The organism is Helicobacter cetorum MIT 99-5656, from assembly GCF_000259275.1.
In the GTDB taxonomy this organism is placed as follows: domain Bacteria; phylum Campylobacterota; class Campylobacteria; order Campylobacterales; family Helicobacteraceae; genus Helicobacter; species Helicobacter cetorum.
Genome location: NC_017735.1, coordinates 871,129 through 891,869, shown reverse-complemented (window position 1 = coordinate 891,869; position 20,741 = coordinate 871,129). Strand labels below are relative to the sequence as shown.

General features: G+C 35.2%; 20 protein-coding genes and 3 pseudogenes. All 23 read right to left on the bottom strand.

Annotated features, from left to right (window positions below):
• Window positions 1-617: 617 nt before the first annotated feature.
• The gene (locus HCD_RS04340) at window positions 618-1,358 is read right to left on the bottom strand and encodes a TerC family protein (RefSeq protein WP_014659377.1); all 741 of its coding nucleotides are present in this window, start codon (window positions 1,356-1,358) and stop codon (window positions 618-620) included.
• A gap of 7 nt (window positions 1,359-1,365) precedes the next feature.
• Entirely contained in the window at window positions 1,366-2,325 is a 960-nt protein-coding gene (gene corA / locus HCD_RS04335) for a magnesium/cobalt transporter CorA (RefSeq protein WP_014659376.1), read from the bottom strand.
• 21 nt (window positions 2,326-2,346) lie between these two features.
• The gene (locus HCD_RS04330; RefSeq protein WP_014659375.1) at window positions 2,347-3,555 is read right to left on the bottom strand and encodes a phosphoglycerate kinase; all 1,209 of its coding nucleotides are present in this window, start codon (window positions 3,553-3,555) and stop codon (window positions 2,347-2,349) included.
• A gap of 14 nt (window positions 3,556-3,569) precedes the next feature.
• Complete coding sequence (gene gap, locus HCD_RS04325) at window positions 3,570-4,562, bottom strand: type I glyceraldehyde-3-phosphate dehydrogenase (RefSeq protein ID WP_014659374.1); 993 nt, start codon at window positions 4,560-4,562, stop codon at window positions 3,570-3,572.
• A gap of 71 nt (window positions 4,563-4,633) precedes the next feature.
• Complete coding sequence (ung, locus tag HCD_RS04320) at window positions 4,634-5,335, bottom strand: uracil-DNA glycosylase (protein WP_014659373.1); 702 nt, start codon at window positions 5,333-5,335, stop codon at window positions 4,634-4,636.
• 24 nt (window positions 5,336-5,359) lie between these two features.
• On the bottom strand, window positions 5,360-6,061 hold the full coding sequence (locus HCD_RS04315) for a 1-acyl-sn-glycerol-3-phosphate acyltransferase (RefSeq protein ID WP_014659372.1): 702 nt from the start codon (window positions 6,059-6,061) through the stop codon (window positions 5,360-5,362).
• Window positions 6,048-7,178 (bottom strand): SH3 domain-containing protein, encoded by a 1,131-nt coding sequence (locus tag HCD_RS04310; RefSeq protein WP_014659371.1) that lies wholly within the window; start codon window positions 7,176-7,178, stop codon window positions 6,048-6,050. The genes HCD_RS04315 and HCD_RS04310 overlap by 14 nt, the downstream gene beginning before the upstream one ends.
• A gap of 50 nt (window positions 7,179-7,228) precedes the next feature.
• Window positions 7,229-8,584: a S41 family peptidase gene (locus HCD_RS04305; RefSeq protein WP_014659370.1), complete on the bottom strand. Its 1,356-nt coding sequence runs from the start codon at window positions 8,582-8,584 to the stop codon at window positions 7,229-7,231.
• 91 nt (window positions 8,585-8,675) lie between these two features.
• Window positions 8,676-8,819, bottom strand: a pseudogene (locus tag HCD_RS09780) (adenine specific DNA methyltransferase 2 domain protein); the annotation flags it as partial.
• Between the two features lie 128 nt (window positions 8,820-8,947).
• Window positions 8,948-9,239 (bottom strand): annotated as a pseudogene (locus tag HCD_RS09775) (type ISP restriction/modification enzyme); the annotation flags it as partial.
• 19 nt (window positions 9,240-9,258) lie between these two features.
• Entirely contained in the window at window positions 9,259-10,128 is an 870-nt protein-coding gene (locus HCD_RS04295; protein ID WP_014659368.1) for an HpyAIV family type II restriction enzyme, read from the bottom strand.
• On the bottom strand, window positions 10,128-11,207 hold the full coding sequence (locus tag HCD_RS04290; RefSeq protein ID WP_014659367.1) for a DNA-methyltransferase: 1,080 nt from the start codon (window positions 11,205-11,207) through the stop codon (window positions 10,128-10,130). The genes HCD_RS04295 and HCD_RS04290 overlap by 1 nt, the downstream gene beginning before the upstream one ends.
• A gap of 153 nt (window positions 11,208-11,360) precedes the next feature.
• Window positions 11,361-11,573 (bottom strand): annotated as a pseudogene (locus HCD_RS04285) (adenine methyltransferase); the annotation flags it as partial.
• A gap of 27 nt (window positions 11,574-11,600) precedes the next feature.
• Complete coding sequence (gene nadC, locus HCD_RS04280) at window positions 11,601-12,422, bottom strand: carboxylating nicotinate-nucleotide diphosphorylase (RefSeq protein ID WP_014659365.1); 822 nt, start codon at window positions 12,420-12,422, stop codon at window positions 11,601-11,603.
• On the bottom strand, window positions 12,422-13,432 hold the full coding sequence (nadA, locus tag HCD_RS04275; protein ID WP_014659364.1) for a quinolinate synthase NadA: 1,011 nt from the start codon (window positions 13,430-13,432) through the stop codon (window positions 12,422-12,424). Before nadA ends, nadC begins: the two co-directional genes overlap by 1 nt.
• Window positions 13,422-14,225, bottom strand: coding sequence for a phosphatidylserine decarboxylase (locus tag HCD_RS04270; protein WP_041594824.1), 804 nt, complete (start codon window positions 14,223-14,225; stop codon window positions 13,422-13,424). The genes nadA and HCD_RS04270 overlap by 11 nt, the downstream gene beginning before the upstream one ends.
• On the bottom strand, window positions 14,222-14,725 hold the full coding sequence (locus tag HCD_RS04265) for a hypothetical protein (RefSeq protein ID WP_014659362.1): 504 nt from the start codon (window positions 14,723-14,725) through the stop codon (window positions 14,222-14,224). The genes HCD_RS04270 and HCD_RS04265 overlap by 4 nt, the downstream gene beginning before the upstream one ends.
• A 12-nt stretch (window positions 14,726-14,737) precedes the next feature.
• Window positions 14,738-15,232 (bottom strand): hypothetical protein, encoded by a 495-nt coding sequence (locus HCD_RS04260; protein ID WP_014659361.1) that lies wholly within the window; start codon window positions 15,230-15,232, stop codon window positions 14,738-14,740.
• Complete coding sequence (mqnP, locus tag HCD_RS04255) at window positions 15,225-16,085, bottom strand: menaquinone biosynthesis prenyltransferase MqnP (protein ID WP_227624876.1); 861 nt, start codon at window positions 16,083-16,085, stop codon at window positions 15,225-15,227. Before mqnP ends, HCD_RS04260 begins: the two co-directional genes overlap by 8 nt.
• A 24-nt stretch (window positions 16,086-16,109) precedes the next feature.
• A complete protein-coding gene (locus tag HCD_RS04250; protein WP_014659359.1) occupies window positions 16,110-16,655 on the bottom strand; it encodes a DUF502 domain-containing protein in 546 nt (181 codons plus the stop codon).
• Window positions 16,656-16,665: 10 nt separating this feature from the next.
• The gene (locus tag HCD_RS04245; RefSeq protein WP_014659358.1) at window positions 16,666-17,985 is read right to left on the bottom strand and encodes a ComEC/Rec2 family competence protein; all 1,320 of its coding nucleotides are present in this window, start codon (window positions 17,983-17,985) and stop codon (window positions 16,666-16,668) included.
• Complete coding sequence (locus HCD_RS04240) at window positions 17,982-19,439, bottom strand: replicative DNA helicase (protein WP_014659357.1); 1,458 nt, start codon at window positions 19,437-19,439, stop codon at window positions 17,982-17,984. The genes HCD_RS04245 and HCD_RS04240 overlap by 4 nt, the downstream gene beginning before the upstream one ends.
• A gap of 87 nt (window positions 19,440-19,526) precedes the next feature.
• Entirely contained in the window at window positions 19,527-20,741 is a 1,215-nt protein-coding gene (locus tag HCD_RS04235) for a restriction endonuclease subunit S (RefSeq protein ID WP_014659356.1), read from the bottom strand.

The following is a 20,741-nucleotide window of genomic DNA, read 5'->3' as shown; positions in this document are numbered from 1 at the left end:
TTTAAAAAATAAAAGACGCTCTAAAAAGTTAAAGCAAATTCATCTTAAGGAAAACTCCCTAAGTCTAAACTCAACCCCCTAGAAATTTAAGGTTTAATCCTTGAGCTTAAACTTTAAGTCTAAGAACTAATTTTGGGTATATTCTTTTAAGAAGAAGCTTTGCTGTGCTTTTAGGATTTACGGAATGCTCCTTAGAAACATTTACTCTTATAATGATGTTTATAGGGCGTAGCAAAAATTTTACAACAAATCCTTTTAAATTTTATGGTAGCTTGAAAAAATAAGAGTTTAACTCAGTTGAGCGATAATTTTGAATTGCCTTGCGGGGTGTTTTGGGACTTCAAAAAGACTTTTGAAGCAAGGGGGTAAAGATACAAGATGCAATGAATAGTGAGCTGCTCCTACAAGAATGTGTTCTGGTAATCAACAAAGGAAATCAAAAAAGTGTTTTTAAAAATATGACTTTAAACTCTTTTGTTTAACCACCCTTTTATCCAAAAACATGTTTATGAGTCAAGGATTTTAATTCTCCAACATTGCAACAAGGCTCGTTACCAAGTTTTAGCAAGAGCTGCAATGAGCTGAAATTTTTATTTGTGTTTTTAACTTCTATATTTTTAATTCTTAGGATTTTGAAGCGTTTTTTCTATGAAAATGTTTAGGCATTCTACCAGTAGGGCAAACCCTATGCCAATATACAAATAATTCTTATTGATGTGTAGGTGCAAGCCTTCTAAAAATAGGCTCATGCCCACAAAGAGTAAAAACACAAAGGCTAGGGTTTTGACCCGATAGTGCTTTTCAATGAAATCGCCAATCATTTGAGAAAAAAACATCATCACCACTACCGCTAAAATAATGGCTAGCGCCATAATTTCTAAGTGCTTCGCAATACCAATGGCGGTAATCACGGAATCTAAAGAAAAGACAATGTCTATAAGCATGATTTCTATTAAAGTCAATAGAAAGGATTTTTTGGAGCGTGTTTCAGTTTTTGAATCTTTTAAAGAAACTTGTTCTTTCAATTCTAATAATGCCTTAATGACTAGGAATGTCCCCCCAAGAAGCAGCACCATATCACGCCCTGAAAAACTCATGCTCGCCACTACAAACAAGGGTTTTTGTAAATGGCTGATGAAAAATAAGCTTCCTAAGAGCATTATACGAGTAAGCATAGCTAAGCCTAAGCCCAAAACCCTAGCCTTGTTCTGCTGGTGCTTAGGGAGTTTATAGACTACCACCATAATAAAAATGATGTTGTCAATTCCTAGAATGATTTCTAAGAGCGTGAGTGTAATCAAAGACACTACGCCATGGATTGTAGAAAGAGCGCCTAAGAGTGGATGTAGAAACTCCATAACAAGGCTATAGCCAGCCTTTTTTCTTAAAATAAATCACAGGTAGAATCGTAGAGACCGCCATGATAATCAAGGCAAAAAGATAGCCATACTGCCATTCTAACTCAGGCATGAATTTGAAATTCATGCCATAAATGGTGCCAATAAGAGTGGGGGGCATCATCGCCATTGTCGCCACGGTAAAGAGCTTGATAATCTCATTTTGCTCCACATTCACTTGAGAAGCGAATAGATTTTGAATGTTGTCTAATGAGTTGAGATTAATGGTTGCAGACTCCACTAAAGAGCTGAAATCTTTTAGAATAATATTTAAATTATTTTTGGTATCGCTATCCACTTTGTTGCTTCTTAGTAATGCGGTAATAATGCGGCGTTTGTCAAAAAAAGAATCCCTTAAGGCTACATTAAACTCTTGCAAATTAGACAAACGCACCAAAACATTGTCATGCATGCATGAAGTTTTTTTAAAAATGATGTCTTTACGCAACAGGCTTGTTTGCTTGTTTATCCACTCTAGGCATTCTACCCCTTTTTCAAAATACACTTCAAAGACTTTGGTTAAAACATCAAATCCGTCTTCAAATTTTTTAGGGCTTGCTAGAACTTTCTTTTGGATAGCGTCAAAAATCTCTAAAGTGCCGTAGTAAATGGTGAAAAGAATGTTGTTAGATAAAATAAAGGTTGCCATTTCAGTGTGGAAACTCTCGCCTTCATCTTGATTAGCAAAAAAGGCGTTGATAGTAACGCTTGAGCTATCTTCCCAGTATTTTGTTACCGATGAGATACGCTGAGAATTGTCTGCGTTGTAGTGGATAGCGTATTCTTGGCTTAAGATGGCTAATTCACTTGGCGTGGGGTTGATAAGCTCAAACCACAGAACTTCATTTTTCCCTATATCAAAACCATTAAAATCATTAAAGCGTTTTTTGATGACAAATTCTTGTTGCTTGAAAAACACATTCACCATAAGCAATCCTTATTGAAAGAGTTAATGACGCTTATCTAAAACCTCAAAACAAGGTAGAATCTTACCTTCTAACAGCTCCAAACTCGCCCCCCCACCTGTAGAAATAAAGCTCATGTTATCCTTTTCACCCGCACGATTAATCGCATCAATAGTATCACCCCCACCGATGAGAGAAAAGGCGTAAGTGTCAGCGATTTTATGAGCTAAAAAGGTTGTTCCTCTAGCAAATTCTTGTTTTTCATGCACACCCAAGGGACCATTCCATATAATGGTAGGTGCGCTCTCTATGACTTCAGAGAATAACTTCACGCTCGCAGGTCCTATATCAGCGATTTTATGCTTAGGCTCAATATCTTGAACGGGTGAAATTTTGATTTGTTTAGGATTTAAAATATCATCAGTTGTAACAGCATCTATGGGCAAATAGACTTTGACTTTTTTTTCTTTCGCACTCTTTAATAATTCTAGGGCTTCTCCTAATAAAGCATCTTCTACTAGAGAATCCTTTACATCATAACCTAAGGCTTTTAAGAAGGTGTTGCTCATCGCCCCAGCAATAATGAGCTTGTCAATTAAATCTAAAATGTTTTTTAATAGAGTGAGTTTAGAGCTGACCTTAGCTCCCCCCACGATTAATAATAGGGGGCGTAAGGGGTGGTTAAACGCTTGATAAAAAGAATCAATTTCTTTTTTGAGTAAAAATCCGCTCACCTTAATGGGGGCAAATTGAGCCGCCCCATAAGTGCTTGCATGCTTTCTGTGGCTTGTGCCAAAGGCATCATTAACAAACACATCGCACAGGCTCGCTAATTCTTTAGCTAGATTGTTGTCATTTTCTTCTTCACCCTTTAGAAAACGAATATTTTCTAAAAGAAAAATCCTTGCTTGCGATTTTTCTTTTAGAGTATGTTGTAATTGCGTGATATTCTGTGAAAAAATCACTTCGTGGTTCAATAGCCTTTCAAGGCGTTTTAAAAAGGGCTTTAAGCTCAATTTCTCTTCAACGCCCTTAGGACGACCTAAATGGCTGACCAAAATAATATCTTTAGCCTTATTATCAATACAAAATTGAATGGTAGGGAGACTCTCTCTTATGCGTGTGTCATCAGTGATATTAAGGTTTTCATCTAAAGGCACATTAAAATCCACTCTAATTAGCACCCTTTTATTCTTAACTTCTACTTCTTGAATGTTTTTAACATTTTGCATAAACGACATTTTAGCTAACATAAAAATCCTTTCTTTTAATTTTGTGCGGCATGTTGTGCCATATCAATTAAGCGCTCGCTATAGCCCATTTCATTGTCATACCATGCTAACACTTTAGCATTTTTTTCACCTATTGTCATCACTTGGTCATCAATCACAATAGCACTTAAGGGCGAAGAAATAAAATCGCTTGAAACAAGCTTCTCTTCATCAATACCTACAAGCCCCCTAAATTCATTCTCACAAGCTTCTTTGAATGCGTGTTGAATGCTTTCTTTAGTAACAGCTTTGTTAAAAGTTAGCGACAAATCTACTAAACTCACATTAGGGGTAGGCACCCTAATTGCAAGCCCTGTAATCTTAGGGCCTAAATGGGGCAAGACTAGCGAAATGGCTTTGCTTACGCCGGTGCTTGTGGGAATGAGATTAAGATTTGCCGCTCTAGCACGGCGGATATCCTTGTGCTTGGTGTCTAAGAGATTTTGGTCGTTAGTGTAGCTATGGATAGTGGTTAAAAGAGCGTTTTCTATATGAAAAGCTTCATCTAAGATTTTTAGTAAAGGGGCGGTCGCATTAGTCGTGCAAGATGCATTAGAAATAACGCTTTCATTGTGATAATTTGTGTGGTTCACTCCATAGACAAAGGTGGGCGCATTCTTTGCTGGGGCAGAGATGACAACTTTTTTCACGCCGTTTTTAAGATGTGCGCTTGAAGCTTCTAAAGAATTGAATTTTCCGGTGCATTCTATGATAACTTCAGCTTGAGCTACGGAAAAATCAAGTTTATTTATATCTCGCTCACTCAGCACCAAAATATTTTTGCTATGCCCGATACTTAGGGTTCTATCGGCATTCAACTTGGCTTCAAAACGCCCATGCACACTATCATGGCGTAGCAAATGCAAAAGAGTTTCTATTTCGGCGGTAGAATTAATGGCTACGATTTCTAACTCTTTTCTCTTGCTGGCGGCTCTTATTGCACATAAACCTATGCGTCCTGTTCCATTGATAGCGATTTTAATTGGCATGGTATCAAATATTCCTTTATTTAAAAAGTAGCATTCTATCACAAATGCCCTTAAATAAAGTTATTCTTAAGTTACAAGCTGAAGTCAAAATCCGTGTGATAAATCTCTCTGTAAGCTTTTTGAATGTTTGAAAAAACCCCACTCCCTAAAAACCCCCTAGCTAATGGGCTAGGATGTGGTGCTGTGATAACGATGTGTTTATTAGACGGAATTAATGCGCTCTTTTTTTGAGCGACCTGTCCTAATAACACCACGATTAAGGGGGTGGTGGTTTCAAAAAGGCGTTCTAATATCCTATCGCTAAAGCGTTCCCAGCCAATATGCTTGTGCGAAGCGGCTTTGTGCTTTTCTACGCTTAAAATGGCGTTTAATAACAACATACCCCTTTTAGCCCATGCGCTCAAATCCCCGCAACAAGCGATAGGCACGCCTAAATTCGCATGCAATTCTTTATAGATATTTCGTAGGCTTGGTGGAATAGGAGCGTTAATATTTACACTAAAGCTTAACCCCATGGCTACAGGTAATTCATTGTTATTTTCTAGGTAGGTGGAATGGTAGGGGTCTTGTCCTAAGAGAATGATTTTAACGGCATGGGGGGGTGTTAAATTAAGAGCGTTAAACAAATTTGAGCTTTTAGGAAAGATAGTATTAGGGCTTTCTAGGGCTTCTAAATAGCGTTTTTCTATTTCTAAGAAATAGGGCTTTTTAAATTCGCTTTGTAGAAACTCTCGCCAAAGTAGGCTCAAAGGGGCGTAATCAAAAAGTTTCATGCTTTGAAGGGGCTAATTTCAAAATTAAGCATTTAGCTCGTGGTAATGTTTCAAATATTCTGTTTGCATGCGTTTTTCTAATTCTTCATACCAAGTCGGTGCATTAAAATCAGGCGTATAGCTCTCTAGCATAACTAGTTTAGTGCGGGTTTTATAGGCTTCTAAAGGCTTAGAATTGAAAACTTTAATAGAATTGATTAAAACCATAGGCTGGATTTTGAGCTGGAATTTTTCAGCGATAATTTTTGCCCCTTGCTTAAAGGGTAGAAATTTTTCTTGTCCTTTACCCCTAGTGCCTTCAGGGAAAATCACTAAAGGTCGGTTTTGGTTCAACTTTTCTTTACAAGCTTTTAAGAGACTTACAAGCCCCTTTTTATCATCTCTATCTATTAAAATCATCTCAGTATCTGTTAGGGCATGCCCATAAAAAGGGATTTCTCCAAGCTCTTTTTTAGCAATCCAGCAAATATTGTTAGGGTGGTAGGCTTCTAGGTAAATGATGTCTAGCAAGCTTTGGTGGTTTAGGACAATGAGTTTTGCATCTGTATCAAATTCGCCTACTTTTTCTAAAGTAATGCCTGTGAGAGCAAAAAAGCTCGCACAGGTTTTACGAGTGGAGCGCGCGTTGTTATTCTTACGATTGAAGTAATTCAAAACAATGATAATGGCTAGTCCTATAGCGATAACTAAGGCTCTATAAATCGCCCTTAAGCTATTTGACTTCATTTTTCTTCACCCATCCTATTTGTTCATGCGGAGTTAAGATTTTATAGTAATTGTTGTGCGAGTCTAGGATTTTAATAGGCATGTTATTTTTAGAAACGCCTAAAATCGTAGAATTTTGCGTGGGTAAAATGCGGATTTCTTTTTGAGCGAGCAAAGTAGCTGAGCGTTGCGTGAGCCAGAGATTATATAGAGCAAATCCCAAGCACAAAACTCCAAGCAATAAAAAAATGAGTTTGCGTCCAAAAATCAAAAATAGCACCAAGAAAAACACGCATAAAACTAATAATGCGATATTAGAAAAGATTAAAAAATTATTTTTAGGCACTAATTCATCTTGAGTTATCACGCTTTCTTGAGTGGGAATAACTGAAAAAGACAAGGTTTGAAATTCCTTATTTTCAAGCGAAAAGTAATCAAACGAAAGGCTTTGAATGTGTTTAGGCAACACACAATAATAAAACACGCTTCCTTCTTTAGCCTTGCTCTGATTCAAAGAAGCGTTATCAAAACCTTGTTTAATCGCTTCTTTAACGCTAAAATCTTCCCAATTCGCCCCCCTAAACGCCAATTCCATAACCAAAATATTATTTTCATCATCATAATCTTTTGTCTTGTATTGCACCACTTCCAAATTCTTTGCCATAATCCCTGCATAGCGGGGGTTTTGCGATAAATCGGTTACTTGTAAAGCCACACTTGGGGCTGTAGAATAGTCTATATACTTGTCCTTATTAGAAAACGCACTGACTTTTAGGGCTGGTATATTAGCCTTCATGCCCTTAATCTTGTAGTAATAGGTCGTTTTAAACAGCTCTTTTTCAACTTTTCTCCATTTAGGCATTTTGCTTAAAGGTTCAATTTGCGTTTCATCTAGTTCGCCTTCTATTTTGGCTTCCAAAAATTGAGCATCAAACAACAATAATTCGTAGGTTACACCTATGGTTTGTCCTATATAAACCGGTGTATTTTCTAAATTTTCTAAATGAGAGACTTTGAGATAAGCTACTTTTGGCTTGATTTCTTCTTCTGGCTCTGCATACAAGAACACCATAAAAACTGCTAAAATCGAGCCGATAGCTTTTATTATTTTCATTGAATGCGTGCAAAAACAAGCCATTTCAAAAATGCTGCTTTATCTCAGCTTCAATCAAAGAAAACCAAACTGGCTTATTTCTTTTTTTGAGCTTTCTCATCTATGATAGACCAAGTCTTTAAGCTATCAATGGCGACTTTCAACTGAATATCATTGCCCACCATTTTGGGGGTGATGTCTTTTTCCTCTTCGCTTTTCTTATTTTTATCTGTATTTTTAGAAGTAGGGTCTTTAGTATCAAGTTTTTTGAGTTCTTGCTCTAAATGGTGTTTTAAATCTGCTTCTTTCAGACTGAACTTGTTTTCATTTTCTGGCACCTTACCTGGATAAATCAATATATCAGGCTTAATACCGGTAGCTTGAATGGTGCGACCACTCGGTAAATAATAGCGTGCAGTAGTGATTTTAATCGCTTCATTTTTATTGACAGGCAAGAGCATTTGCACGCTTCCTTTACCAAAGGTGTTTTCTCCGATGATAACAGCCCGTTTATGGTCTTGTAACGCTCCTGCTACAATCTCACTCGCACTCGCTGAACCGCCATTAACTAATACCGCAACAGGTAAATTCGCATAAGGGGCTCTGCCATTGGCCTTGTATTCTAAATTTTCTTCCTTAGTCTTACCCTTTTGTGAGACTAGAACCCCTTCTTTGATGAATAGGTTAGACAAGCCCACCGCTTGATTGAGCAGTCCCCCTGGATTTCCCCTTAAATCTAGCACGATTCCTTTGGTTTTAGGATTAGCTTTTAGCCCATCTAAAACGGATTGAGTAACATTTCTATCAAAGGAATTTACCCTAACATATAAATAAGGGGTTGTTTCAATTTTTTTCACATACACAGATTTGACTTTGATAATATCTCTAACAATATTAAACACTAAGGGTTTTGGCTCGTTTTTTCTCACTACAGTGATTTGAATAGGAGTCTTTGGCTTGCCACGCATAAGATTGATAGCATCATCAATACTCATATTAAGCGTGCTGTCTTTATTGATTTTTAAAATGCTATCGCCTGACTTAACCCCAGCCTTATAAGCTGGCGTGCCTTCTAGGGGGGCAATAACGGTTAAAACACCATCGCGCAAGCCCACTGTGATTCCAAGCCCACCAAATTCGCCATCAGTTTGGGCTTGAAATTCTTTAAACTTCTTTTCGTTCAAATACGCCGAATGCGCGTCCAAGTTAGAGAGCAAGCCTTCAATAGCTTTTGTCATAATCTCAGAAATGCTGATTTTATCCACATACTTTTTTTCAATTTCTGAAACCACATTAGTGAAACGATTGAACGCTTCAACCCTTTTAGCCGCTAATTCTTGCGGATTTTCTTTAACTGGCTTTTTTTCCTTAGTCTCGCCACCATATAGAGTTACACAAAGAGCTAAAGAAAGAGAAACCCCTAACAACCCCTTAAAAAGTCGTTTTGCCATTTTCAGTATCACCACCCATTTTTAATATAGCCTTAATAGGGCTTATTCAATTTTTGTGTTTATTCTATCTAAATTTAGACAATATACCCACTTATTTTGAGCCTAAGCGATACAATAAAAACGCATAACTTCCTGAACCATTTAAATGCAAATCACAAAGCATGTTGCTCATAAAAATATTAGAAATAGGACTAGCTTTGCTACCTCTATCGCAAATTAGGGCGAGATTAGACATAGGGGAAATACATAGTTGCCCTCTGTGGTGCGGTTGGATATGAGACACATTTCCATGATAGTGTGTTATAAACGCATGCAAATACTTTTGGCTCGCTCGTGCTTGTCTCACACCCGCTAATGCTACTTGGCTTAAATGGGGGGGGGGGGGTAAGTCTTGCAATATTTCTTGAATCAAATTTTTAGAAGTGTTGCCTTCTAGGTGGGGTAAATCGTTCGTTAAAATTTCTAGTAAGCTTTGGATTTCAATCGTGCGTGCGATGACTTTAATCATTTTCTCCACATGGTAAAAGTCGCAAGACTCGTTTTTATGGCTCTTTAAATACTTTTCTAAAACACCATATCCCCCTATCATGTAACTATAAATTTCCTTACTCACCCCTTTAAAATAAGCGCTTTTGTTGATATAAAGACGCTGTTTATAATAAAAGGATTCCCACCTATTTTGAATGATAGGATAATTTGTTTGCTAACTTTGATGCTAATTGCCGATAAATCGTTTCATCTTGTTGTCTAAAATGTTCTACTAACATTTCTAAAACCTTTCTTTTTGGAAATAACATTAAAACAATATTCTCAAAAATCTCATCATTATCTAAAAGCTTTCTATAAATATTTGGGGGTAAATCTTTGATTTCTTCAAAGCTCTCTGAAAAATATTTATCAAAATTCAAACTAGGTAAATCCGGCAAAGTTTCACGCCATTGCACTAAATATTCTAAAATCTCACTCCAAACTTGGGGGATATTAAGAAATTCAAATAATTCTCTACCATAGCATAATTTTAAGGGAACTTTATATTTAAACGACAATTTTTGCAATTCTTCTTCATAATATTTTTTATTTTTAGCCAAACAATCATCTATAAAATAAAAATAACCCTTAATATTTTCGCCATAACGATTGATTAACAATTTTAGTTTTTCTTTAAAATTCTCTATCTGTCCTCGTTTCTTAGCACTATCATGGTCATCTCGCATTTTTTGTTCTATAAAATAATAAGTATTATCTTTTTTTGCAAGCTGATCTATTTCTAAAGCTTTCTGTAACAAAACTTCATATTTATCAGGAGAAGTATCAAACTTATATTCCTTTAAGTATTTACCAACCAAGCATTCAAATGCTTTACCAAATTTAATTTCACGAGAAACTAGTAAGCTTTGCAATAACTTTGTTTTGGTTTTAGTAGGTCTAAAAATACCCAAATAGCGTTCAGAGTGTTTAGCAATATTAATAAGTAAATCTGCCTTGGGATTAGATTTGCAAAAAATAATATGATTAAAAATATTGTTAAATTTTTGATAATCCATTAAAACTCCTTTTGACAAATATAACGCAATTCATCTAGTAATAAAAATTCATTTTGATAATACGCATAAAAAAATTTCCAGCCATTATGATTGATTTTATTTAAATATTTGGCACTCATTTTATGGATAGAAGTTTCATAATTTTGGCTATCCTTTACATTACCATTTTCTAAAACTTGACAAATTTTTTCTTTGTTAGGCGAATATAAAAAATCCCCAATTTTGAGCAATTGTTTGGAAATTAAAAGACTCATAGGAATTTTTGGGGGCTTAGTTTCCAAATCTAAATTAGTGATAGAATCGCTTTTATCAATAATATTATCAAGGCGTTTTGTAGCCTCTTTGATATAAGAATAATCTTTTTCAATGCCAATAAAAAATCTATTCATAGACTTAGCCACAGCTCCTGTTGTGCCTGTGCCAAAAAAGGGGTCTAAAATAATATCTTTAGGTTTAGTCGCACTTAAAATAATTTTTTTTAAAAGCGCCTCTGGCTTTTGAGTAGAATGCACTTTTTTGCCTTCTGCATCTTTTAATCTTTCATTGCCAATACAAATAGGAATTTGCCACACTGATTTTTCTTGTTTATCATTATTAAGATATTTCATTGTTTTGTAATTAAAAGTAACTCTACTATTTTTGTGTTTAGCACACCAAATAAGCGTCTCATGGGCATTACATAGTCTTTTGCCAGCAAAATTAGGCACAGGATTACTTTTATACCAAATAATATCGTTGAGTATCCAAAATCCTAGATTTTGCATTAAATACCCCAAACGATAAATATTTTGAAAACTCCCTATCACGCAAATACTGCCATTATCTTTTAAAACTCTTTGGCATTCTTTTAGCCAAGCTAAGCAAAATGTATCGTATTCTTCAAAAGAGCTAAATTTATCCCAACTATCCTCAACACCTTGAAATTTTGTGCCTTCAAAGCGTTTTAATTCCCCTTCTGTTTGCATAAAATATGGGGGGTCAGCAAAGATAAAATCAATGCTTTTATTAGGAAAATCTTGTAGTTTTTCTAAACAATCCCCCTCTATGATAGAGTTTAAGTGTGTTTGTAAAAAATCCATTGCTATCAATAAACCCTTTTTGTTATCTGTTGACCTATTGATTCTAACAAAAACATTTTAAGGCTATCTTAACCTTTAAATGCAAGGCAAAGTCATTAGCAGTAGTGATTTGAATAACTTCTTGATTTAGAAATTCATTAAAAAGCGTAACAAGTTTTCTACATAGCCGATATTAAGCCCTTGATAAGAAATGCGAAAATCTGGCTGACCCCCTTGTTTGTCTCTTGAAGGTTCGTGTTCAATCTTAAGGTCTTTATTGAACTTGTTTTTTAAAGTATTAAGCAAGTTGTATAAAAAAGGGCGGTGCGTGTATTCATTCGTAGTGGGGCTAATGTCTTTAATGTTTTTTAAATACCCTTTTAACACGCTTTTAAAACCCTTTTAAATGCTTTTTTAAGCCATTTTCATGTGCATATCAATAAAAGTAGCTTGATGGATTAAGGCTCCCACACTAATAGCGTCCACCCCACTTTGAGCATAAGAATTAATCGTTTCTAGAGAAATATTGCCGCTTGCTTCTAATAATACAAAAGGATAATGCGTGTTTCTATAGGCTACAATTTCTTTGGTTTGTTCAGTTGTCATGTTATCACACATCACAATATCAGCTCCTGCACTCATAGCGTTTTTAGCTTCTTCAAAAGTCTCACATTCAATTTCAATCTTAGCCGTAAAGGGCAAGCTCTTTTTGGCATGTTCTAAAAAGCTTTTTAAATCTTTCACATGTTTTAAATGCGTGTCTTTTAGCATTAAAGCATCATCTAAACCTAAGCGATGATTGCTCGCTCCCCCATTTAGCACCGAATATTTTTCAAAACTTCTTAAAAGGGGTCTTGTTTTTCTCGTATCTAACAAACGCACTTTTTTAGAATTTAGTGCTTCTACAAAACGCTTTGTTAGAGTAGCAATTCCGCTACTATGTTGCAAAATATTTAAAAGGGTGCGTTCAACCTTTAAGAGCATGCTAAAATCCCCTTTAATCTCCATTAAAGTGTCTTTGGGTTTAAAACACTCTTTGTCTTTGATACTTTTAACGCACTCAATGCCTGTCATTTTTAATAACTCTAAGGCGTATTTTTCGCCTGAAAAGATTCCATTTTCTTTAGCTCTAATAAAAGCTGTAGCTTGAAAATCTTTTTCTAATACTCTCTCAAATAAATCCCCATGCCCTAAATCTTCTTTTAGGGCATGTTCTAAAAAGGTTTTGATATTCATTATGATAACTCCATCATTTTAGTTAAAGCGATTTTGGCATAATGCGCTACTTCGTCTTTTAATTCAATCATATTAATAGCTCTATGGTTTTTATAGGCTTTTAGCACTTCAAACACATCTTCTAAGGTCGTTTCATTCATGGTAGGACAAAGAGCAAGAGAGCTAGAAAGAATAAAGGTGTTTTGATGGTTTCGTTTGGCTTTTAGGCGGTTGACTAAATTGCTTTCAGTGCCTATGGCTACTTTTTGATTTAGGCTTAGATTTTCTACAAATTCTATGATTTGACTTGTAGAACCGCTAAAATCAGCGTTTTGAACCACGCTAGGCTCACACTCAGGATGGACAGCGATTAAAATATTTGGGTATTTTTGGCGGTAAAACTCTATATCTTCTAGTTTGAAGAGTTGATGCACCGAACAAAAGCCATTATAACAAATGACATCAGCGTTTTGTATTTCTTCTTTACTATTTATGCCTAAAATCGCACTCTTTAAGCCATTTTCAAGGGCTAAATTTTCGCCCAAACACCTATCCGGTAAAAAAAAGATTTTTTTATTTTGTTTTAGGGCGTAATCAAAGATTTTAGGGGCGTTCCTGCTCGTGCATACCACACCATTATCCTGTGCGACTTTAGCTTTGACTTCAGCATTAGAATTAATATAAGTGATAGGATAAAATTCCTTAATACCATACTCTTTTAATAAATCCACACTTTTATTATAGTAGTGGCTATCTATCATTCTAGCCATAGAACAGCATGAGAGTTTTGGCATAATCACTTGTTTTTCAGGGGCTAGGGCTTTCACGCTTTCGCCCATAAAATGCACCCCACAAAACACAATGAGATTTTTATCGCTTTTACTTGCGATTTTAGCTAATTCTAAGCTATCGCCCACATGATGGGCTAACTCTACAATCTCATCTTTTTGATAAAAATGAGCCACCAAAAGGGCGTTTAAATCATTCAATAGTTCTAAAATAGAAGCTTTTAAATCTTTTTTAGTCTGCATTAAATTCCCCTATACTTTCTCCAAACTTCACGCATTGTTCCCTTAATTCTTTAAAGGCTATGTTTTGAGCAAAGATGACTATAGTAGAACCCATTTCAAAATTCCCTAAATTCTCCCCCTTTTTAACCTTAATAGGGGGGTCGTAAGTGGTTGATTGCGTGAAATTAGTTTTAGCGTTGGTTTGAATATTTTTATCAAAATTAAAACGCATTTGACCTACATTCAACGCCCCCACAGCCACAAAATACAGCCTATTGCCCTTAACATCTCTTGTAACAAGCACCACTCGTTCATTGCCGACAAATAAATTCTTGTTTTTATAAAGTGAAGGCATATTGACCGGTAGTAATTTGCCAGCAAAATAACGAGCTTCTAAAATTTCTAAATCACAAGGGGCGTGGTAGTGGTGGTAATCCTTAGGCGAGAGATAAAAATTCACATAGAAAAAAGAAGGGCTTATGGGGTTAATTTCGCCGACCAGTTCATTTGCATAATAGGGCATGCCCTTAATTTGTAAGGCTTGATTGTTTTCTAAAGCCTTACACTCTGTGATGAATGAATCGCATGGAGAAATCAAGGTGTGTGAGCTAGTGTCAAAAAAGCGTTCCTTTTTTAAAGAGCGAGTGAAAAGGGCGTTCAAACTTTTATAATTTTCTAAAGGCTCAAACTCGCTCAAATCAATTTTAAAGATTCTGACATAAAGGGCATTGATTTGTTTTTGAATAAATGGCATAAACTCATAACGAGCCAAAGAGCCAAAAACCCTTGAAAGCGTGTTGCTTAAAGCCACTATTTTAACCCCGCCATATTCAGTATAAATTCAATTTCGCCCTTACTCACTTTAAACTCTTTAGAAATAGAGCCTATGCTATAGCCTTCTTGATACATTTTCAAAACTTGTTTTTCATTGATTTCATCACTTCCCACATAATGCCCCATATCTTTGAACTTATTTTCTAAGATGATGATTTTTTCTTCTAAGTAATCTCGCTCTTTATCCATAGATTTTTGGATTTCTTGCAACTGACTATAAAGATGTGATAAAGTCGTTCTAAGAGTGCCATCATCTTTGGTGTCTTTGTCTAAAGAAATGCCTTCTAGTCGGCTTTCTAATTCTTTCAAACGCTTGGAATGGACATAATTTTCTTGATAGGATTCATCTAAGGTTTTTTCTAAGCGTCTCATTTTATGATAAAACTCTTTTTCCTTAAAATACAAATACCCCACCAAGCACACTAGCACTAATAAAATAGCCCCTAAAACTATCATAAACAAATCGTTAGAAGATAACATCATTGCTCCTATTCATAATTTTAATCCCTTTCTTTCACTATTAACAATAAAAGCATCATAACGCCTAATATCTAAGGCGTGCATGCGAGTGATTTCTAAAAAGCTCTCATCTTTTGCCACACCAAAAAAGGCTAAGTATTTTGCTTCTAATAAGCAACGCCCATAGTAAGTTTCTTGTGTTATAAAGCTCTTATCTCTTGCACAAAGTAGCCCATGCCCTAAAGCTAGAATATGGCTACTTTGCTCTAATTCAAGCAAATGTTCTTTTAAAAGCAAGCTCTCTAATCTTTCTAGCTTAGAATACATGGCTTTGAGTAATTCTAAAGTATCATTTTCAACATTCAAACATGAAAAATCAAAACCAGAATTAAGCCTTTCAAATTCTTCTAAAACCGCCACAGAGCGTTTGCTTTGTGGAATAAATTTTTCATAAGAGAGTGTTAAATCGCATTGAACTAGGCGGGTTTGAAACCCTAAGGCTTGAGATTTTAAAACCAAGTTATGCATGTTTTAATCCCACATCAAGAACAATAAAAATAAAAAAGATAACCCCCAAATAGCCATTACTCACAAAAAAGGCTTTAGGAATATTTTTATAATCTCTAGCCACTAAGATTTGCTCATATAGTAAAATTAAGGCTGAAACCCCTAAGCCCAAATACGCAAAAAGCCCCCCATCATAGTTTTTCACAAAACCTAGCCAGCATATTAGTGCGAGAAGGTGTGAGAGCCTTGAAAGGTTTAAGCACCACTTTTCGCCCAATTTACTTGGAATGGAATGTAAGCCCCTTTTTTTGTCAAACTCCATATCTTGTAAAGAATACAATAAGTCAAATCCAGCTACCCATAGCATAACCCCCAAAGCTAAAAAGACATTCCATAAAGGAATAGCTCCTAAAATGGCCACACTTCCAGCAATGGGGGCTAGTCCTAGTGCTAAGCCCACGATAAAATGAGCCAAAGAAGAAAAACGCTTGAAATACGAATACCCCCCCAAAATCACTAAAAAGGGCAAAGAGAGCTTAAAGGCTAAAGCATTGATGCAATAACTTACAATAACAAATAAAAGAGCGTTTGAAAAACTAAAAATAACCATGCCTTTAACACCAATACGCCCATCAACACTAGGGCGATTTTTCGTTCTTGGATTATCTTTATCAATATCTCTATCTACTAAGCGATTAAACCCCATAGCAAAGTTTCTTGCGCTTAATAAGGCTAAAGAGCAAAGGATTAAAATCTCTATGCCAAAAAAGAGTGTTTGATTTTTTTGATACGAGCTAACAACCATAGCCATAAACAAAAACATACTAGAAAATATGGTGTGTTCTAGTGCGACTAACTCACTTAAGGCTTTGATTTTATGCGTGATTTTTTTAATCAATTATTTAATTCCTAACGAAATAACTTTTCTCAAACCTTGAGACACGCTCAAATCAGTCAACCTCATTTTTTCTTTAGGAATTTTTAATAAAATGCCAGAAATGGGGTTTGGGGTAGTTGGCACAAATACCCAGCAAGATTCATCTTCTTCTTTCTTGGTAATAAATCCTATGACTTCACTCCCCCCAAATTCTACAAACACCACGCCCAAATACTCCATGCCATTCTTACCTGAAAAAACAGCTATCATGTCTTTTAAAGCGTTATAAATAGAGCCTATAATAGGAATTTTGCTGATAATGTATTCAGAAGCCTTGATAAGTAAAAACTCTTTGTTTTTTTCAAACAAACGCCCCACATACACCAACAATAACGCACTTAAAAATAAAATGCCCATGGTCGCACTCAGGCTATTTGCGGTCGTGTTAAAAATAATTTCTATGAAATTTTTCACAAAGCTATATACAAAGGATAACAACCACAACAAAATGATAATCGGTAGTAGCACCAAAATGCCCTTACCCATAAGCCGTAATATGGTATTCACTTTTAAGCCCTTAATTCCCTACAATTAAACTAGGCATTATAATATATTGATAGCAACAATACAAGAAAAAGCCAACGCTTAAAATATTCATTATTAGATAAGCCTTAAAAAAGCGAACGCTAAGAAGCGTTAGGCATAAATACGCCCCTAAAAGCCACAAAGGTGTATGCATGGAAATGGTAGGAATTTCTAAAGGCGTGCTTAAAAAATTATCTAATAGATGCCCCAAATTGACTATATGCAAGAACAAGCCCAAAGGAAAAAACACCACAAAAACAAAGCCTAAAGGAATGCTAAATAGTTGATAGGGCGAAAACATAGGAAAAAAGGCATGCACAATGATAAGCATGTTAAAAAACACCAAAATACTTAAGCTTATGGCTTGAAAAAATCGCATTAAAAAAGAATCGTTTTTAAAAAAAGTTTTAGCATGTCTAAAAAATAAAAAGATATACCACACCCCACAAACTGAGAGCAAAAATCCCACACTAAAAAGCAATTTAGGGAATAGGGCAATAGCTATCAAACACGCTAAAATTAAGAGCTTGAAACTTAGTAACCTTATGCCAAAAAAGCATGCTAAAAACCCTAATAAGCCCATTAAAAATGCCCTAAAAAAAGATGGCAAAAAGTCTAATAGCACTAAATAACCTAGCATAAAAACCCAGACTAAAACCCCTATATCAAAAAAAGCGTTTCTGTAAGGAAAATAGCGATTTTGTAAGGGCTTATAAAAGAGAGACAAAAGAAAATAAAGTGTGGCACTCAAAATACCTAAATGAAACCCACTAATAGCTAGTAGGTGGTTAACGCCTAAAGAATTAGCCCTATCTCTTAAATCTTTATTAAGACTATCGCCCAAAAATAACGCCCGATACAAATTGCTGATGAGGTTGTTTGAATGAAAGCTATCAATAAAATTGCGTAAGTAGGATTTAAAATCTTGCTTATGCAATAAAGAAAAAGAATAGGTGTGAAAATAACATGATTTTAAAGACTCTAAAAACGAGCAAGGCATGACCTTACCAAAAAATCGCGCATAGCGGTATTGAAGATTTTTTAAAGGCTCTTTTGTAGTGGTGTAAAAAATTGCGCCTTGAGCGGATTTGAGCTTTAGCACGAAATAGGATTTTTGATTTTTCATCTTAGAGTATTGCAATAAAATTTGAGCGTTAAAACTCATGGGCTTTGAAAAATCAAGTTTTTTGTAATGAGAGTATTCTAAATAGAGATTAAAAACAAACAATAAGCCTAGGATAACCAAACACACTAAAGTTTCTTTGGGGGTTGTAAGCAAATCAAACGCCCCCTTAAAAGATGTTGTTTTCAAATGGGCATGATGTTTAGTTTGGTTTCTTGCTCTTCTAAATGAGTGGTATCTACAGATATATCTTCATAGCGAGTGAGCGGAGCGTTATAGCGTGTATAAACCGTTCCTGTAGCCCCATTTCTGTTTTTAGCCACAATGATTTCAGCATCTTCTACGCTGCCATTTTGTTTGTGAAGACGCCTTTCTTCATCAACCTTTAAACGCAAAGTCTCTGCTTCTTCAACCTTGCCTTCTCGTTTGAGCTTGTCTATTTTATTGTTTTCAGCTTGAATCCTATACCAATAATCCCTATACAAAAATAGGACTATATCAGCGTCTTGTTCAATCCCCCCACTATCTTTAATATCCGAAAGTATGGGGCGTTTGTCATCTCTACCTTCTAAAGCACGATTAAGTTGCACTAACGCCACAATAGGAATTTCTAATTCTCTAGCTAAAGTTTTAAGCTCTCTTGAAATTTCAGCGATTTGCTCATGGCGTTCTTTAGTGTTTTTGCTCCCTGACATTAATTGCAGATAATCAATAAAAGCGATTTCTAAGCCCTTATGCTGGGCTTTAAGCTTTCTTAGTTGCAGGCGGATTTGTTCTATTCTCACATAGCTTTTATCATAAAAAAAGAGTTGTTTAAGAGAGAGTTCATCAAATCGTTTGGCTAAAATTTCCCATTCTCTATCATCAAGTCTTCCGCTTTCTAAATCATGCATATTGATAGAAGTTAAATCCGATAACGCCCTTAAAACTAAAGCTTCAGCAGACATTTCCAAGCTAAAAACCGCTACCCCTTTATCATCATTAAGAGCGGCTAAAACCATATTCATCATAAGGCTGGTTTTACCCATAGCAGGTCTCCCCCCAATAATGACTAAATTCCCCTTATTAAATCCGGTGGTGTAGCTATCTAGTTGGGTAAACCCAGTCGGCACGCCTGTAACTTCTAAGCTCCCTTTTTCCATGTTTTCTGTAATCATTTTCATGGTGCTACTAAGCACCTCTTTAATATCCCTAAAACCATCTATGGTGCTACCATTTAATAAAGCATAGACTTCTTGTTCCACAGAATTTAGAATATCACTAGATTTTTGTGGGCTTTCTAAGGATTTTTCCCTAATCGTATTAGCCAAGCTAAAAAGCTTTCGTTTAATAGAAGCGTTTTTAATCTCTTCTACATACGCCTCAATATTATCCATAGGGCTTGCGGCAAAAATAGCGAGCAAATCTTCTTCGCTGATTTGCTTATCGCTTGGCATTTTTTGGCGGATAAAATTCTCATCAATAGGATAGCTTTCTTCATAAAGCTTTAAAGCGATTTCAAAAAACAAGCCATTAGGCGGGTAGTAAAAATCGCTAGGCTCTAAAATGCTATGAACTTCTTGAATCTTATCATTAGCAAACACAATGCCTGAAAGCACAATCCGTTCAATGTTTTGTAATCTCTGTAATTGTTCTAATTCCATGTTTTATCCTTTTATCAAAGGGGTTATTCATTACCACTCTTTTATCATTAAAAAACTCTATTAAATCAAGTTTTTTTAAAATAAGCCTTAAACCCTAATCTTAGCATTCATTAAATCATTGTTTAAAGATTTTTTAATATTTTGAAACTTCATTTTTTTATTTTTAAGGCTTGTGATTTCCTTATCTAAATCGCTTAAAATTGTAGCGATAGCTTTTTGTTCGTCTAAATTTTTTGGGTAAAAAATTTCTTTATTTTTAATTAAATCTACATTTAAGTTTATTTGTGAGCCTTGTTGCCCACTTTCTAGCCATTCTCTTTCTATAGAGCATAAAAAATAATATAGGTAAAATAAGTTTATTTTTGGATTTTCAAAAACTACAAAACCATCATGAATACAAGTATCAATTTTAGTGATAATGGGCTTACCAATTGTCGCACACATGCTCATAATCAAGCTATCCTTTTTAACAAATCTACTTCTTTTAACACCTTCTTTAGAAAGTTTTTGAGTTGTTTTATATAAAAAACAGCTATTTTTTGAAATATCTGAAATTCTTACCCACCCAATGCTAGAATTAATACAAAACCATTTAGGGTTTTCAATAGGTCTAGGCGATGCCCCCCTTTTAATTTCAGCTATATCCCCAAGCCTTACTTTTTCCCATACTCCATTAAAGCCTTTCAAGCGTTTTTTCTGGCTTAAAAGCTCAAAACTCAAGGCTTTTTTAATGTTCTCTTTTTTAAGAATGAGAGTATTCAAGCTATGAATATAACTATCAAAATCATTTAAAATTGTAGCGATAGCTTTTTGTTCTTTTAAAGGGGGTAAAAGGATTTCAAAATCTTTCATGTCTTTTGCATAGAGATGATACACCGTGCTACCCACTACTTTAGATAAGATTTGTTTTTTACTATTAACAATACAATAAGCTAAAAAACACCCATCTAAAAGATTGCTACTAGGTCTTATCACTAAAATATCTCCCCCTAAAATAACGCCTTTTTTAAGAATGCAACTAGCGGTAGCTAAAATTTCAGGCGTTTCGCCCGAAGTAGCCATTAAAACATCATTATTTAAAGAAAGGATAGGGTTATCATAAATATTTGTAAAACTTTTAATGTTTGTAATCACTCTATTATAATGCGTAAAAAGCTCGCCATAGAGAATACATTCATATTTTGCTTGGCTACTTACATGACTTTTTGATAATCCTTTGCCTTTTAAAAAGGTAGCCATATCCCCAAGCCTAACCACTTCCCACTCTTTAGGCAAATCATAGAATGCTGTTAATGCGTTCAT

Coding starts and splice junctions, on each gene's coding strand:
- gap (WP_014659374.1), bottom strand. CDS start 4,562: ATGCCAATTAAAATCGCTATCAATGGAACAGGACGCATAGGTTTATGT.
- HCD_RS04265 (WP_014659362.1), bottom strand. CDS start 14,725: ATGTTATCTTCTAACGATTTGTTTATGATAGTTTTAGGGGCTATTTTA.
- HCD_RS04260 (WP_014659361.1), bottom strand. CDS start 15,232: ATGCATAACTTGGTTTTAAAATCTCAAGCCTTAGGGTTTCAAACCCGC.
- nadA (WP_014659364.1), bottom strand. CDS start 13,432: ATGCAGACTAAAAAAGATTTAAAAGCTTCTATTTTAGAACTATTGAAT.
- nadC (WP_014659365.1), bottom strand. CDS start 12,422: ATGAATATCAAAACCTTTTTAGAACATGCCCTAAAAGAAGATTTAGGG.
- ung (WP_014659373.1), bottom strand. CDS start 5,335: ATGAAACTTTTTGATTACGCCCCTTTGAGCCTACTTTGGCGAGAGTTT.
- HCD_RS04310 (WP_014659371.1), bottom strand. CDS start 7,178: ATGGCTTGTTTTTGCACGCATTCAATGAAAATAATAAAAGCTATCGGC.
- HCD_RS04315 (WP_014659372.1), bottom strand. CDS start 6,061: ATGAAGTCAAATAGCTTAAGGGCGATTTATAGAGCCTTAGTTATCGCT.
- HCD_RS04330 (WP_014659375.1), bottom strand. CDS start 3,555: ATGTTAGCTAAAATGTCGTTTATGCAAAATGTTAAAAACATTCAAGAA.
- HCD_RS04235 (WP_014659356.1), bottom strand. CDS start 20,741: ATGAACGCATTAACAGCATTCTATGATTTGCCTAAAGAGTGGGAAGTG.
- HCD_RS04340 (WP_014659377.1), bottom strand. CDS start 1,358: ATGGAGTTTCTACATCCACTCTTAGGCGCTCTTTCTACAATCCATGGC.
- HCD_RS04290 (WP_014659367.1), bottom strand. CDS start 11,207: ATGGATTTTTTACAAACACACTTAAACTCTATCATAGAGGGGGATTGT.
- HCD_RS04240 (WP_014659357.1), bottom strand. CDS start 19,439: ATGGAATTAGAACAATTACAGAGATTACAAAACATTGAACGGATTGTG.
- corA (WP_014659376.1), bottom strand. CDS start 2,325: ATGGTGAATGTGTTTTTCAAGCAACAAGAATTTGTCATCAAAAAACGC.
- HCD_RS04305 (WP_014659370.1), bottom strand. CDS start 8,584: ATGGCAAAACGACTTTTTAAGGGGTTGTTAGGGGTTTCTCTTTCTTTA.
- HCD_RS04295 (WP_014659368.1), bottom strand. CDS start 10,128: ATGGATTATCAAAAATTTAACAATATTTTTAATCATATTATTTTTTGC.